Annotated in this window: 12 protein-coding genes and 1 pseudogene; 10 read left to right on the forward strand and 3 right to left on the reverse strand. The window is 62.5% G+C overall.

Annotated features, from left to right (window positions below):
- Positions 1 to 17: 17 nt before the first annotated feature.
- The 3 genes from dnaJ to MEMAR_RS05225 are packed head-to-tail and all read right to left on the reverse strand — an operon-like array spanning position 18 to position 3509.
- Positions 18 to 1160: a molecular chaperone DnaJ gene (dnaJ, locus tag MEMAR_RS05215; RefSeq protein ID WP_011843904.1), complete on the reverse strand. Its 1143-nt coding sequence runs from the start codon at positions 1158 to 1160 to the stop codon at positions 18 to 20.
- Between the two features lie 5 nt (positions 1161 to 1165).
- Entirely contained in the window at positions 1166 to 2995 is a 1830-nt protein-coding gene (gene dnaK, locus MEMAR_RS05220) for a molecular chaperone DnaK (RefSeq protein WP_011843905.1), read from the reverse strand.
- Positions 2996 to 2999: 4 nt separating this feature from the next.
- Positions 3000 to 3509, reverse strand: a complete 510-nt coding sequence (locus MEMAR_RS05225) for a nucleotide exchange factor GrpE (RefSeq protein ID WP_011843906.1) — start codon at positions 3507 to 3509, stop codon at positions 3000 to 3002.
- A gap of 301 nt (positions 3510 to 3810) precedes the next feature.
- Between MEMAR_RS05225 and purH the strand changes: the two genes are divergently transcribed.
- The 10 genes and pseudogenes from purH (at position 3811) to MEMAR_RS05270 (ending at position 15192) form a co-directional block, all read left to right on the forward strand.
- Complete coding sequence (gene purH / locus MEMAR_RS05230) at positions 3811 to 5295, forward strand: bifunctional phosphoribosylaminoimidazolecarboxamide formyltransferase/IMP cyclohydrolase (RefSeq protein WP_011843907.1); 1485 nt, start codon at positions 3811 to 3813, stop codon at positions 5293 to 5295.
- Positions 5296 to 5814: 519 nt separating this feature from the next.
- Positions 5815 to 6507, forward strand: a complete 693-nt coding sequence (locus MEMAR_RS05235) for a DUF4013 domain-containing protein (protein WP_143706327.1) — start codon at positions 5815 to 5817, stop codon at positions 6505 to 6507.
- Between the two features lie 810 nt (positions 6508 to 7317).
- The gene (locus tag MEMAR_RS05240) at positions 7318 to 7959 is read left to right on the forward strand and encodes a DUF4013 domain-containing protein (RefSeq protein ID WP_011843909.1); all 642 of its coding nucleotides are present in this window, start codon (positions 7318 to 7320) and stop codon (positions 7957 to 7959) included.
- Positions 7960 to 8156: 197 nt separating this feature from the next.
- Complete coding sequence (locus MEMAR_RS13100) at positions 8157 to 8300, forward strand: hypothetical protein (RefSeq protein ID WP_011843910.1); 144 nt, start codon at positions 8157 to 8159, stop codon at positions 8298 to 8300.
- A 12-nt stretch (positions 8301 to 8312) separates the two neighbouring features.
- Positions 8313 to 8789 (forward strand): annotated as a pseudogene (locus tag MEMAR_RS05245) (DUF4013 domain-containing protein); the annotation flags it as partial.
- 185 nt (positions 8790 to 8974) lie between these two features.
- The gene (locus tag MEMAR_RS05250) at positions 8975 to 9652 is read left to right on the forward strand and encodes a DUF4013 domain-containing protein (RefSeq protein ID WP_011843912.1); all 678 of its coding nucleotides are present in this window, start codon (positions 8975 to 8977) and stop codon (positions 9650 to 9652) included.
- Between the two features lie 89 nt (positions 9653 to 9741).
- Complete coding sequence (locus MEMAR_RS05255; RefSeq protein ID WP_011843913.1) at positions 9742 to 11253, forward strand: 2-isopropylmalate synthase; 1512 nt, start codon at positions 9742 to 9744, stop codon at positions 11251 to 11253.
- Positions 11225 to 12901, forward strand: coding sequence for a biosynthetic-type acetolactate synthase large subunit (gene ilvB / locus MEMAR_RS05260; RefSeq protein ID WP_011843914.1), 1677 nt, complete (start codon positions 11225 to 11227; stop codon positions 12899 to 12901). The genes MEMAR_RS05255 and ilvB overlap by 29 nt, the downstream gene beginning before the upstream one ends.
- A complete protein-coding gene (ilvN, locus tag MEMAR_RS05265; protein WP_011843915.1) occupies positions 12898 to 13401 on the forward strand; it encodes an acetolactate synthase small subunit in 504 nt (167 codons plus the stop codon). The genes ilvB and ilvN overlap by 4 nt, the downstream gene beginning before the upstream one ends.
- Positions 13402 to 13608: 207 nt before the next feature.
- A complete protein-coding gene (locus MEMAR_RS05270; protein WP_011843916.1) occupies positions 13609 to 15192 on the forward strand; it encodes a sodium:solute symporter family protein in 1584 nt (527 codons plus the stop codon).
- The last annotated feature ends 111 nt before the right edge of the window (positions 15193 to 15303 follow it).

Genomic DNA, 15303 nt, shown 5'->3' on the forward strand with positions numbered 1-15303 from the left:
GCAAGAGGGATCCCCCCTCACTTCACCGACTCTTTCATCTTGTCGACGACGTCCTGAAAGAAGCCCTTGCCCTTCTTCGCGGAGGGTTTGTGCCCCCCGATCTCGAGCAGACGCTCATAGAGTTCGCGCTCCTCGTCCGTCAGGCGCTCGGGCACGACGATGTGCACCCGCACCAGCATGTCGCCGGGCTTCGTCTGCCACCGCACGCCCTCGCCCCGTATCTTCAGCCCGGTGTTGTGCTGCACGCCGGCGGGGATATCCAGGACGACCGTGCGCCCGTCGATCGTCTGCACCTCGACCTCGGAGCCCAGCACCGCCTGCGCCGGGGAGATATCGACGGTCGTCTCCAGGTCGTCACCCCGCCGGGTGAACGTCCTGTGCGGCGCGACGCTGATCTCGATGTAGAGGTCCCCCGGCGGCGCACCGTAATCCCCGGCGTCGCCGTAGCCCTCCATCCGGAGGCGCATGCCCGTATCCACGCCCGGCGGAACCCGGACCTTCACGGTCTGCCGGCCACGCCGGTGCCCGGTTCCGCCGCAGGCCTTGCACCGGGTCTCGGGGACCTTCCCCCGGCCACCGCAGGTGGTGCAGGGCGTCATCCGGACGAAGTTCCCGAAGATGGACTGGCTCATCTGCCGCATCTGGCCGCTGCCGCCGCAGGTCGGGCAGGTGGTGGTCTTCTTCGTCTCGCTCCCCGTCCCGTCGCACTCCGGACAGGGCTCGACGTGGTCGACGCCGACCTCCTTCTCGGTCCCGAACGCCGCCTCCTCGAGCGTGATGCGCATCTTCATCAGGAGGTCGGCGCCGGGGCGCGGGCCGGCACGCTGCCTGCCCCCGCCGCCGAAGAAGGTCTCGAAAATATCCCCGAACCCGGAGAAGTCGGCGCTGAACCCGCCCGAGTATCCGCCGCCGCCGGCGTACGAGCCACGGGACGCGTTACTGTAGGCGTCGTGCCCCATGTTGTCGTACTGGGCGCGTTTCTGCGCATCAGAGAGGACGCTATAGGCCTCGTTGATCTTCTTGAACTTCTCCTCGGCCCCCGGTTCCTTGCAGACGTCGGGGTGGTATTTTCGGGCCAGGTTCCGGTAGGCTTTCTTGATCTCCTTATCATCGGCGCTTTTCGAGACACCGAGGATATCATAGTAGCTGTCCGGACCCATCGACCTCACTCTTTGACTTCGTAATCGGCATCGACGACGGTATCGTCCTTCTTCGCGGCCCCTTCCGTCTGCTGCTGCTGGGCGGCGGCCGCCTGTGCCTGCTGGTACATCTTTGTCGTGAGTGCATATACCGCTTCGGTCAGGGCATCCATCTTCTGCTTGATCGCCTCGAGGTCGTCGCCCTCGAGCGCCTTCTTGAGGTCGGCGATCGCGCTCTCGATCTTCTCTTTGTCCGCGGCCTCGATCGAATCGCCCGCGTCCTTCATCGCCCGCTCGGCGGTGAAGATAGCGGTGTCGGCGGTGTTCCTGATTTCGATCTCCTCGCGATTCTTCTGGTCCTCCGCCTCGAACTTCTTCGCCTCGTCCATCATCCGCTGGATCTCGGCTTCGGACGGGCGGGAGTCCTGCGGCTTGATGGTGATCGACTGCTCGTTCCCGGTGCCGAGGTCCTTTGCCGAGACGTGGACGATACCGTTTGCGTCGATATCGAACGTGACCTCGATCTGCGGGATGCCACGCGGCGCCGGCGGGATGCCGGTGAGCTGGAATCGGCCCAGGGTGAAGTTGTCCTTCGCGAGCGCCCGCTCGCCCTGCATCACGTGGATCTCCACCGAGGTCTGGCCGTCGGCGGCGGTCGAGAAGATCTGGCTCTTCCTTGTCGGGATGGTGGTGTTGCGCTCGATGAGCTTCGTCGCGATGCCGCCGAGCGTCTCTATGCCGAGCGAGAGCGGCGTCACGTCGAGGAGCAGGACGTCCTTCGTCTCGCCGGTCAGCACGCCTGCCTGGATGGCGGCGCCGAGGGCGACGCACTCGTCGGGGTTGATGCCTTTATCGGGCTCCTTCTTGAGGACCTTCTTCACGGTCTCCTGGACGAGCGGGACACGGGTCGAACCTCCGACGAGGAGGATGTGGTCGATGTCGTCGGCGCCCAGTTTGGCGTCGGAGAGCGCCTGCTTCACCGGCCCGAGGGTCGAGTCGACGAGGTCGCCGATGAGCTGCTCGAACTTCGCCCGGGTCAGATCGACGTCCAGGAACTTGGGCCCGCTCTCCGTCGTGGTGATGTAGGGGAGGTTGATGTTGGTCTTCTGGACGGTGGAGAGCTCGATCTTCGCGTTCTCGGCCGCGTCGCGCAGCCGCTGCATCGCGACCGGGTCATTCCGGAGGTCGATGCCCTCCTTCTTCCTGAACTCGTCGGCCAGGTAGTCGACGACCCTCGTATCGAAGTCGTCGCCGCCGAGGCGGTTGTTGCCTGCGGTCGACTTGACCTCGAAGACGCCGTCGCCGAGCTGGAGGATCGAGACGTCGAACGTCCCGCCGCCGAGATCGTAGACGAGCACCGTGGAGTCGCCTTCCCTGTCGATGCCGTAGGCGAGCGCGCTCGCGGTCGGCTCGTTGATGATCCGGAGCACCTCGAGGCCGGCGATCGTCCCTGCGTCCTTCGTTGCCTGCCGTTGAGCGTCGTTGAAGTAGGCGGGCACCGTGATGACGGCTTTCGCGATCTTCTCGCCGAGATACTCCTCCGCGTCCAGCTTCATCTTCTGGAGGATCATCGCGGAGATCTCCTGCGGGGTGTAGGTCTTGTCCCCGATGGTGACCTTCTCGTTCGTGCCCATCCTGCGCTTGATCGACTGGACGGTGCGGTTCGGGTTCGTGATCGCCTGCCTCTTCGCGACGTTGCCGACCAGCCGCTCGCCCTCCTTGGAGAACGCTACGACCGACGGGGTGGTTCTGCCGCCTTCGGCGTTGGCGATGACCGTCGCCCGCCCGCCTTCCATGATTGCCATGCACGAGTTGGTTGTCCCAAGATCGATACCCAGAACTTTTTCCGAAACCATTCTGTTATTCCTCCATTCCTTTAGATACTACGACTTTTGCGCATCTGATGACCTTGTCCTGCATACAGTATCCGCGGACGGCCTCGTCGATCACGGTTCCTTCCCCGGCGTCCGAAGGGACGTAGGCGATCGCCTCGTGCCGTTCGGGGTCGAAGGGAAGGTTCCGGCATTCGATGGGTGTGATGCCGTGCCGTTCGAGGATGGTCATGAAGAGTTTCTTGATCTGCTCCATCCCTTCCGGGAGGCCTGCACCCTCGGCTCTCTCCGCCCGCTCGAAGTTGTCTACGACCTCGAGCAACTCCACCGCGAAATTCTCGATGGCGAACGTCGTACGGGCGTCGAGTTCCCGGTCCATTCTTTTGCGGTAGTTGTCGAAATCCGCCGCAAGGCGCAGATAACGGCTGTTAAGGTCGTCATATGCATTCTGCAGCTCTTCAAGCGCCGGAGATGCTGCATCCGCCTCGTTTGCGAGATTCTGTTGCTTCTCGTTTGGTTCGGATGTATCCTCCTTCATACGCCTAACCTGCTTCAAAACGATGTAATGGAGTTGTTCGTTTATTTATTGTAATGTGGTTCTATATAATATTAACTCTGACTGCAGAAATCTGCCTCCGGTGACATCCCGGATTTCCGATTGGACATCCGTTCGCCGGTATTCTTCCCCCGGTATCCGGATCCGCGCGAGGTGCAGCGCCCTCCTCGCCGGTCATGCCGGCGTTCCCCATGGCAGGGCCTGCGGTTTTCCTGCCGTGGAAATCGCGGCCGGTTCTGCGGGCAGCGCCAGATATATCTCTCTACCCCTCTCATGTGTACCCATGAAGTGGGCACTGCTGTCTGTCTGGGACAAGGCAGGCATCGTCGATCTCGCAAAGGTGCTTATCGAGCACGATTACGGGATCCTGAGTTCCGGCGGCACCGGGGCCGAACTCGCGCGGGCGGGGATTTCGTTCACCGACGTCTCCGCCTACACGGGCTTTCCCGAAATGATGCACGGTCGGGTCAAGACCCTCCACCCGAAGATCCACGGGGGGATCCTCGGCCGCCGCGGCATCGACGATGCCGTGATGCAGGAGCACGGCATCGAGCCGATCGACCTCGTGGTGGTGAACCTCTACCCCTTCGAGGCGATGAGCGGCAAGGGCCTCTCTCTTGAGGAGATCATCGAGTACATCGATATCGGTGGCCCGGCGATGGTGCGTGCGGCGGCGAAGAACCATAAGCACGTCGCGGTCGTCGCGGATCCCGGCGACTACGGGATGGTCGCGGACGCCGTCCGGCGGGGCGGGTTCTCTCCTGAAGAGCGGTTGAACCTCGCGGCAAAGGCGTTCGCCAGGACGGCCGCCTACGACGCCGCGATCACGAACCACCTTACCGGCATCGACCGGCCGTTCCCCGACGTCTTCACCGTCCAGTTCAGGAACGGCAGGACGCTCCGCTACGGCGAGAACCCGCACCAGGCGGCTGCCGTCTACGGCGATGCCGGCATAGCGGGAGAAGAGACGCTCCAGGGCAAGGAGATGTCCTACAACAATTACCTCGATGTCCACGCCGCGGTCGGCCTGCTCCGGGAGTTCGAGGAGTGCGCTGTGGTCATCGTCAAGCACAACAACCCCTGCGGCGTGGCGACCGGCGAGAGCCCCCTCGAGACCTACATCGCCGCCCGGGAAGTCGACCCGGTCTCGGCCTACGGCTCGATCGTCGCGATGAACCGCGAGGTGGGGGCGGACGTCGCCCGGGAACTGACGGGGACGTTCGTCGAGGTCGTGGTCGCCCCGTCGTTTACGGCGGAAGCCCTCGAGATCATGAAGGCGAAGGAGAACATGCGGGTGCTCCGGCTGCCCGGGCCGGTGGCGCAGCCCGAGATACGGAGCATCGACGGCGGCGTCCTGGTCCAGCGGACAGAGCCCTACCGCGAGGACTGGCGGGTCGTGAGCGAGCGAGAGCCCACCGCCCACGAGATGCGGGCGATGCAGCTCGCCTGGAAGGTCTGCCGGCACACGAAGAGCAACGCCATCATCTTTGCAGACGAGGACGCCGTCATCGGGATCGGCGCCGGGCAGATGAACCGGGTCGAGTCGGCGGAGATCGCGGTCAGAAAGTCCCGGAGACCCCTTGCCGGGTCGGCGGTCGCATCGGACGCCTTCCTGCCGTTCCCCGACACAATGGAGGTCGCGGCGGCGGCGGGCGCGACGGCGCTCGTCCAGCCGGGCGGCTCGATCCGGGATCAGGAGGTCATCGAGGCGGCGAACCGGCTCAACATCGCGATGATCTTCACCGGCGTCCGGCACTTCCGGCACTGAGGGGCCGGCCCTGATATCTCTTTTTTTGTCGGGTTTTCGGCTCTGTAGTAAGTGGTGTCCTGTATCATCACCTCCACACCGTTAGCTCACGCGAAGCCGCGAAGTCAGTGTCGTTGTCAGCAACCCCTACCTCCCCTTCGCGCCCTTCGCGGCTTCGCGTGAGTTTGCATCGCCTCGCACCTTGCGGTGCTCCAGCTCCGGCCCTTCGGCCCGTCGCCATTCGAAAATGCTTCGCGTTGTCTCAAGCTCCGGCCCTTCGGCCCGTCGCCATTCGAAAATGCTTCGCGTTGTCTCCAGCTCCGGCCCTTCGGCCCGTCGCCATTCGAAAATGCTTCGCGTTGTCTCCAGCTCCGGCCCTTCGGCCCGTCGCCATTCGAAAATGCTTCGCGTTGTCTCCAGCTCCGGCCCTTCGGCCCGTCGCCATTCGAAAATGCTTCGCGTTGTCTCCAGCTCCGGCCCTTCGGCCCGTCGCTCCCAAAATCTTATATCCCCCGCCCCCTCTCCACGGCTGATATGCGTATGGACTACGCGAGACTCCTCTCGGGAGCGCTCCGCTACGCAAAAGACGCTCTCTTTGGCGAGTGGGGGCGGTGGGTGCTCCTGGTACTCCTCTCGCTCGTCCAGACGTTCACCCTCTTTTTACTCCCGTTCTACAACGGCTACATCGTGCGGGTGCTCTCCGGCCGGACGCCCGCTCCCGAAGTCGACGACTGGGGGAGGCTCTTTCTTGACGGGTGGAAGCTGAACATCATCAATCTTATTTACCTGATCCCGGTCATCGTGGTCCTGGCCGTCTTCGGCGGGATTGCGGTCATCTCCGCCGTAGCGGCACGGGGGCTCGACAACCCGGACGTATGGGCCTCGGCCGTCGCCGCCGCCGTCACCGGGATCGCGATTGCGGCTCTCGTCCGGGCCGTCATATCGTTTATCTCCCTGATCGCCGTCGTGCGGTTCGCCCACACCGGAAGCCTCCTCCAGGCGTTCAACATCGTGGCGATCGTCTCGCAGATCGGGCGGATCGGGTGGGGCGCCTGGATCGCCGCGGTCGTCGTCATCCTCCTCATCGGCCTCGCGTATACGGCCGCGACCACCCTCATCGCCACGCTGCCCGTCCTCGGGTGGATCGTCAACCTCTTCTTGGGGGTGGTCTACGGCATCTTCCGCGCCCGCTACCTCGCGGCGGCCTATGAGAGTGTTCCGGCGGCGGGATGACGCGGGGACTCCTTTTCCTCTTGCCTGTATCGCCGTCCCGGTGCCGTGACCCCGGGAGTTCCAGGATGCCTCTGACAATGTCCAGAAGGCAGCGGTCAATGCATACGTGACGGATCACGTTCAAGGAAAATACCCGTGGCTTGATTGGAACTCTTTCAGGATAGCCGCTTAATGAGAACAAATGTTACATGAAAATGGTTAAATTATGGTTCGCTAAACTACCCGATTATGTCCAATGGCGGAATGGATACATATAGTTACAAGGGCTGGCTGGTATCAGACAGTTTCTTGAAACGTGCACTAGCAGTATTTGGGTACAATTTCGTCGCAGGTCTGATAATCTGGGTGGGCTTATTCATCATCTTCATGCTTTTCGGAGTGGTGGCTGCATTGGTATTTGGAACGTACTAACTGCTCTTATTTTTATAATGAGTAACCCTTTTTCGGGTATCCTCGAACGGGTCTTCCCGACGAGGCCGTGGTCACCGGGATCGGCGCTCTTCTGCCGAGTTTCCGGCTTGATAGTAAGTAATGTCTTGCAGTGCCATCTCCAGACCGTTCGTTCGCACAAAGCCGTGGAACGGAGTTTTTACCGGTGCTCATGCCCCGGCCCCCGGCCGCCTGCCGGTGCCGTATTCGCAGTGTATATATGGCCGCGCTGTCCCGGATCGGGAAACCGTTCTGAGCCCGGATTGCCTGATTCGTGGTGAAATGATCGCTTCATTTCGGCAAAAGAAGGTTGTAAAAAGAGGAATTATGGCAACGCTTTTATACCATACAATCTCACACTAAATCGTGGGTGAGACACCTATGGATTATGGAAACATGCTGAGCGATTCGTTCAGCTACGCAAAAGACGCTGTCTGGGGCAAATGGGTTCAGTGGATCCTGCTCGCCATCAGCACGATCATATTCCCGCTGATCATGGGGTATATGGTCCGCATTTACAGCGGTGTAAAGCCGGCTCCCGAGGTGGGGAACTGGGTAGGGATGTTCATTGACGGCCTGAAACTCTTCGTCATCGGGATCATCTACGGCATCCCGCTCTTCGTCATCATGGCCATCTTCTTCGTACCTGCCGCCATGATGAGCGATCCCCTTGCCGCCCTGGGAACGATGGGTATCGGTCTCCTGCTCGTGCTCGTCGTCGGAATCATCATATCGCTGATCTCGACGATCGGGATGATCCGGTTTGCGCAGAAGGACAGCATCGGCCAGGCATTCGCCTTCGGCGCCATCCTCGAGCACATCGGAAAGATCGGCTGGGGGAGTTACATCATCGCCATCATCGTCCTCATGGTTGCCGGGTTTGTCTTCGGTTTCATCGTTGGCATACTGGGCATGATCCCGGTCCTCGGCTGGGTGATCGCGTTCCTCCTGTACCCGGTCTGGGCGATCTTTGCGGCACGGTACATGACGCTGATCTACGAGAGCGCTCAGGCACCGGCCTGAACCCTATTTTCTTTTCGTAATCAAAAGGCACCGCCGGAGAGGTTCCGGGCGCCCGGGGCACGGCGTACGTGATGCCCGTTGCTGAAACCCGGCTTTATATATGCTGTGCCGTTCCTGTTCCGGTCGAACCGATCTGTGCCGGGATTAGACGATTTTTCCGGGTCAAATTCGCCCATTTCTGGAAAGGGATATAGTATATGGTCGGCAAGTGGATGCAATGGGTCATCCTTGCCGTCCTGGCACTCGTGCAGACGATCACGGTCTCCCTGATCCCGATGCTTTCCGGCTACGCCGTGCGGGTGCTCGCCGGCAACACACCTGCCCCCGAGATTGACGGGTAGGGCAAGCTCTTCGTCGACGGATGGAAGATGAATATCATTATGCTGGTCTACATGATCCCGGCAATCCTGGTCTTCCTCGTCCTCGGCGGCCTCAGCGCCCTCGCAGGAATGGCAACGACCGACCCGACTGCGGCCGCCGCCGCGATCCTCGGTGCACTGGTAGGAGCCTTCCTCGCCTTACTCGTCGGGCTTGTCATGGCGTTCATCGCCCTGTTTGCCGTACTCCGCTTCGCCCACACGGACAGCGTCGGTGAGGCATTCAACTTCAGCGCCATCCTTGCACAGATCGGCGCGCTCGGGTGGGGAATCTGGATCATCGCGGTCATCCTCCTCCTCGTCGTCGCGTTTGTCTACAGCTTCGTGGTCGGCATTCTCGGTGGGATACCCTTCCTCGGCTGGCTCATCGCACTCTTCCTCAACGCGGCGTTCGCCATCTTCTCCGCCCGGTACCTTGCCCTAGTATACGCGGAAGCGCCCGCTTCCGCATAAACTACCCAAACAACCACTCCTTTTTCGCCGAACCTATCCTTATGCACCTGCACTGAGTCCTTCCGTCAACGGTACCGTCTTCAATCCGTCGGCAGAATCTCGGGGGTATACCGTTTTTTTCCGAACAAAAACAGCGTGTTTATCCCTATCCCGGGTAATTCTTAACCGAACATGCGGTGATACACATGGATGTCGTCCGATTAATCAGCGAGTCCTTCGGTTACGCGAAGGACGCTATCTGGGGGAGATGGGTCCGCTGGCTCCTTCTGCTCGTCAGCACGATCATATTTCCGTTCATGTACGGCTACACGGTGCGGGTCATGAGCGGCACAAAGCCCGCCCCGGAACTCGAAGGCTGGATCGGGCTTTTTGTCGACGGCATCAAACTGATCGTCATCACGATCGTCTACGCGATCCCGCTCATGGTCCTCACCGTCCTTCCCTTCCTGATGTACTTCATCCCGGTCTCAGCGACGGTAACCCCGGCGGGATCCGGCCCCGAACCGCTTCTGAGCCCGGAGCTGGCCATCTTCGCAGCCCTCGCCATCCTTATCATCTTCATCCTTGCAGCCGTCATCATCGGGATCCTCTCGACGTTTGCGGCGGTCAGGTTCGCCCGGACGGGGAAGATGCGCGAGGCCTTCAGGATCCGCACTCTCCTCACCCACATCGGCACGATCGGGTGGATCCGCTGCTTCATCGCCCTCCTCGTCATGATCATCGTGATCGCGATCGTGGAGTTCGTTCTTGCCCTGATCCCGCTCATCGGCCCGGTCCTCCTCTTCCTCCTCACGCCGGCGTTCATCATCTTCTCCGCCCGCTACGTCGCCCTCCTCTACGAGAGCGCCCCGGCGCCGGTATAACCCCCCATTTTGCTCTGCACCAGAATCCCCGACTGCCCAACATTTAAGTAGCGCTGTCGCCAATTCTCTGACGGTGAATTGCACTATGTGTGATTGTTTTATTTGTTGAACCGATTCGCTTTTTTGACACAACCCTACGGGACGGCGAACAGACACCGGGTGTCTCTCTCACGCCGGCCGGGAAACTTGAGATTGCAACGCACCTCGCCGACGTCGGCGTCCACGTGATTGAAGCAGGCTCAGCCGCCGCGTCCGTCGGAGAACGCGAGTCGATCCGTGCCATCGCCGATGCCGGGCTTGCCGCCGAGTGCTGCACCTACGTCCGGGCGCTCCCCGGGGATATCGACCTTGCCGCCGACGCCGGTGCCGACTCCGTCCACCTCGTCGTCCCGGTGAGCGATCTCCATATCGCGAAAAAACTCCGTAAGACCCGCGAGCAGGTCTCTGAAATGGCCTGGAGCGCCGTCGAGTACGCGAAAGAGCGCGGTCTCGTCGTCGAACTCTCGGGAGAAGACGCGTCACGCGCCGACCAGGATTTCCTCGCGGAGGTCTTCCGGGAAGGGGTGGAGCGGGGAGCCGACCGGCTCTGCTTCTGCGACACCGTCGGGCTCCTCACGCCCGAGCGGGCGGCCGCGATCATACCGCCGCTCCTCTTCGCCCCGCTCTCCATCCACTGCCACGACGACCTCGGGTTCGGGCTCGCGACCACCGTCGCCGCCCTCCGGGCGGGGGCGACCTGTGCCCACGTCACCGTCAACGGCCTCGGGGAGCGGGCGGGAAACACCTCCCTCGAAGAACTGGTGATGGCGCTCGAGGTGCTCTACGGGGTCGATACCGGGATCGCGACCGAAGAACTCTATCCGCTCTCGACCCACGTCGCCCGGCTGACCGGGGTTCCGCTCGCGACCAACAAGCCGATCGTCGGCGAGATGGCCTTCACCCACGAGAGCGGGATCCACGCCCACGGGGTGATGCGGGACGCGAGCACCTACGAGCCCCTCCAGCCGGAGCGGGTGGGGAGGCGGCGGCGGATCGTCCTCGGGAAGCACTCGGGGTCGGCGGCGGTCGAGGCCGCGCTCCACGATATGGGCTACGCCCCGAGCGCTGCACAGCTCAAGGAGATCGTCGACCGGATCAAACGCCTCGGGGACGCCGGGATGCGGATAACCGATGCCGACATCATGGCGATCGCCGATACCGTCATGGAGATCGAGTTTACGCCGTGCATCGAACTGCGCCAGTTCACCATCGTCTCGGGCAGCAACGCGATCCCGACCGCCTCGGTGACGATGCTCGTTCGCGGCGAGGAGATCACCGGCGCCGCCGTCGGGACCGGCCCCGTAGACGCGGCGATCCGCGCGCTCCAGCGATCGGTTGCGGACGTCGGGAGCGTGCGGCTCGACGAATACAGCGTCGATGCCATAACCGGCGGCACGGACGCCCTCGTCGACGTCTCGGTGAAACTCAGCAAGGACGGGAAGACCGTGACCTCGCGGGGCGCGAGGACCGACATCATCATGGCAAGCGTCGAAGCAGTTATCGCAGGGATGAACAGATTACTCAGGGAAGAGCATGAAGACCGGAGCCAGGACTCTGATTGAAGCGCTGCAGCGTGAAGGGGTGGATACCATATTCGGCTACCCCGGCGGCGTGGTGTTGCCGATCTACGATGAACTCTACGATTCGTCGATCCGGCACATACTGGTAAGGCATGAGCAGGCAGCGGCGCACGCAGCCGACGGTTACGCGCGTGCAAGCGGCCGCGTAGGCGTATGCCTTGCCACCTCCGGCCCCGGCGCGTGCAACCTGGTCACGGGGATCGCGACGGCATATATGGATTCCATTCCGATCGTGGCGCTCACCGGCCAGGTGCCGACCGCCCTCTTAGGGAACGACGCGTTCCAGGAGTCGGACATCACCGGGATCACGATGCCGGTCACGAAGCACAACTACCTGGTGAAGGATGCCGGCGACCTCGACCGCGTGGTGCAGGAGGCGTTCTACGTCGCCCGGACCGGCCGGCCCGGTCCGGTGCTGGTCGATATCCCCAAAGACGTCAGCACGGGCCAGGTGTTGGAGGGAAAGCCCGTCCCCGAGACGGTCTCCCTCCGGGGCTACCAGCCCACCTACCAGGGGCACGTCCGCCAGATCGAGAAGGCGCTCGACCTGATAGCGACAGCCGAGCGGCCGCTCGTCTACGCCGGCGGCGGGGTGGTTCTCTCCGGAGCGTCGGCCGAACTCCTGGAGTTCGTGGAGGCGGCCGCCATCCCGGTGACGACGACCCTGATGGGGCTCGGCGCCGTCCCCGGCGACCACCCGCTCTGTCTCGGGATGCTCGGGATGCACGGCACCCAGTCCGCGAACTACGCGGTGACGGAGTGCGATCTCCTGGTAGCCGTCGGTGTCCGGTTCGACGACCGCGTCACCGGTAAGATAGAGACGTTCGCGCCGAACGCCGCGGTCATCCACATCGATATCGACCCGGCCGAGATCGGGAAGAACAAGAAAGTCGACGTCCCGATCGTGGGCGACGTGAAGGCCGTTCTCCAGGCGTTTTTATCCCGGATGCAGAAGCGCGGCGATACGGCGGCCTGGGTCTCCCGGATCGGCGCCTGGAAGGCGCAGTATCCGCTCGGTTACCGCGACGACGACCATCTCCGCCCGCAGTACGTCGTGGAGCAGCTCTCCGAGATCCTGAAAGGCGAAGGGATCGTCGTGAGCGAGGTCGGGCAGAACCAGATGTGGACCGCGCTCTACTACTGCTTCAAGAAGCCGCGGACCTGGATCACCTCGGGCGGTCTCGGGACGATGGGCTACGGGTTTCCGGCGGCCATCGGCGCACATTACGCCCGGCCGGATATGCCGGTCGTCGACATCGCCGGCGACGGGAGTTTCCAGATGAACATCCAGGAACTCGGGACGGTGGCGCAGTACAAGATCCCCGTCAAGGTCGTGATCCTGAACAACATGTACCTCGGGATGGTGCGGCAGTGGCAGGAACTCTTCTACGACCGTCGCTACTCCTACACCGAACTCCCGCCGGTGGACTTCGTCAAGATCGCGAACGCCTACGGGGTCGAGGGGCTCCAGGTCGACGAGAAGGCCGGAGTGCGTGAGGCGCTCGAGACCGCTCTCGCCACCGATGGGCCGTTCGTCCTGGACTTCCGGGTCGAGCGGGAGGAGAACGTCTTTCCCATGGTTCCCGCGGGTGCTGCGATCAACGAGATGATCGGGGTGCGTCAGCAATGAAACCGCATACCCTGAGTGTCCTCGTGGAGAACCGGGCAGGTGTCCTGAGCCGGGTCGCCGCGATGTTCTCGCGCCGGGGGTTCAACATCGAGAGCCTGGCCGTCGGGACCTGCGAGGAGCCGAACATGAGCCGGATCACGATCGTGGTGAACGGCGACGACGGGATCGTCGAGCAGATGATGAAGCAGACCAACAAGCTCATCGACGTCATCAAGGTCTCGGACCTGACGAAACGGGAGAGCGTGGAGCGGGAACTCGCCCTCATCAAGGTTGCCGCCGAGACCGGGCCGTCCCGCGCCGAGATCCTCCAGATCGCCGATATCTTCCGCGCCCAGGTCGTGGACGTCGGGTCGAAGACGCTTGTGCTCCAGGTGACCGGGGATACGGAGAAGATCGATGCGCTGGAGAAACTCCTGCGCCAGTACGGCATCAAGGAACTCGTCCGCACGGGGAAGATTGCGCTCCTTCGGGGCGCAAAGACCGTAAAGAGTTCCAAATAACATTCTTTTCGGTGTGATACCTTCATCGCTCCATCGGGGGAAGGTCACTCCCTCCCCTGCGATTGTGTTATATGTTAGCATGCCACACACTAACACAGCATGTTCTTCGGGCTACCTCTCCAAACGGGAATCATCGTGGGCGCCGCCGTCGCCCTGGTCGTCGTACTGCTCGCTCTCTGGGGTCTCGGGTTCCGGGAGGCCGTTTGAATGGCGGATCTTGCGACGTTCGCTCTGATCGCGCTCTACTTCTTCGTGCTCATCGGCATCGGGAACTGGGCCTCGAAGAAGATTCATAACACCGAGGATTACATCCTCGCGGGCAGATCGCTCGGGTTCTGGGTCTTCACGATCCTGATCGTCTGTTCGATCTGCAGCGGGATGACCCTGCTCGGCGTCAGCGGCTTTGGGTATACGTCCGGCTGGCCCGGGATCTGGGAGCAGATCTTCGTTCCGCTCGCGGCTGCGTTCTGTATCATCTTCTTCGGCGTGAAACTCCAGGCCATCGGGAAGGAGCGGGGGTACCTGACTGTCCAGGACTACCTCGCCGACCGGTTCGAGAGCCCGCGGGCGCTCCGGGCGCTCTCGGCGGTCTCCGGAATCATCGTCTCGCTGATCTATCTCGTCGGGCAGTATGCCGCGATCAGCATCGTCATCGTCTGGCTCTTCGGTATCCCGCACTGGCAGGCGCTCCTCATCTCCGGGGTCATCATCACCGCCTACACGGTCATCGGGGGGCTTTACGCCGTCTCCTGGACGACCCTCTTCCAGGGCGGCATCCTGATCTTCGGCGTGCTCCTGATGGCGCCGTTCGTCGTCATGAGCGCCGGGGGGCTTACTCACATCAACTCCGTGCTCGCCGGGATCGACCCGAACTTCGTCGAACCCTGGTATCCGGCTGCCTACGCCTCTTACGCCTACGCGACGCCGGAGTTCCTGGTCTCGTTCGGCATCCTCCTGATGGTCGGGCTTGCCTGCGCGCCGCACGTCATCAACAACGTCCTCGCGGCAAAAGAGGCCCGTTACTTCAAGTGGGCGCCGCTCGTTGCGTTCGGGATCTACGCGGTCGTGATGTTCCTCGTCAAGTTCACGGGGTTTGCCGTGCGGTCGCTCGTCGAGGAGGGAAGGTTGGTGCTCCCGGACGCCGTCAACGCACAGGACTTCGCCTTCATCCTGGGGGTCGAACACGCGATCCCGAACATGGCGTTCTGGGCGCTCTTTGCGGTGATCGTCCTCGCGGCGGTGATGTCGACGACCGATAGGCTGATGCTCACGGTCGGCACTTCGTTTGCGTGGGATATCTACAAGAACATCTTCCGCCCTGCGGCGACCGACAAAGAGGTGCTCCTCGTCTCGAAGGTCGCGATCGTCTTCGGGGCCGGCGGCACGCTTCTCCTCGCCATCAACCCCCCGCCGATGCTTGCGTGGCTGATCTGGATGGGTATCGGGGTGATGCTCGCGACGTTCGCGGTTCCGCTGCTTGCCGGGCTCTACTGGCGCGGTGCTACCGGGGAAGGAGCGATCGCGAGCATGGCGGTCGGACTCGTCGCGGCCGCAGCCTTCGGCTACTGGCACCAGTTCGTATCGCCGCTTCCCATGCACTTCAGCTTCTTTGCGCTCGTGCTCTCCGCCCTCGCCATGGTCGTCGTCAGCCTCCTCACCGCCCGGAGTTCCGCCGATGTGCTCGACGGCACCCGGACCGGCTGGTTCATCCAGTCACCCGAGAGCGCCCCGCGGCCGGGCGCACCGGGGGCGACCCGGCTCGCCGACAAGGACTCGCCCCGCCGGCAGTGACGGCGGAGCAATCCCGGTATTTCTTTTTTTGCGCCGCGCTGAGTCCGCCCGCCTCTCTTCGTAAAGTCCATATCCATATGAGCGAACACTTAGACTGCTGACATAACTGAT

This window comes from Methanoculleus marisnigri JR1, from assembly GCF_000015825.1.
GTDB lineage: Archaea > Halobacteriota > Methanomicrobia > Methanomicrobiales > Methanoculleaceae > Methanoculleus > Methanoculleus marisnigri.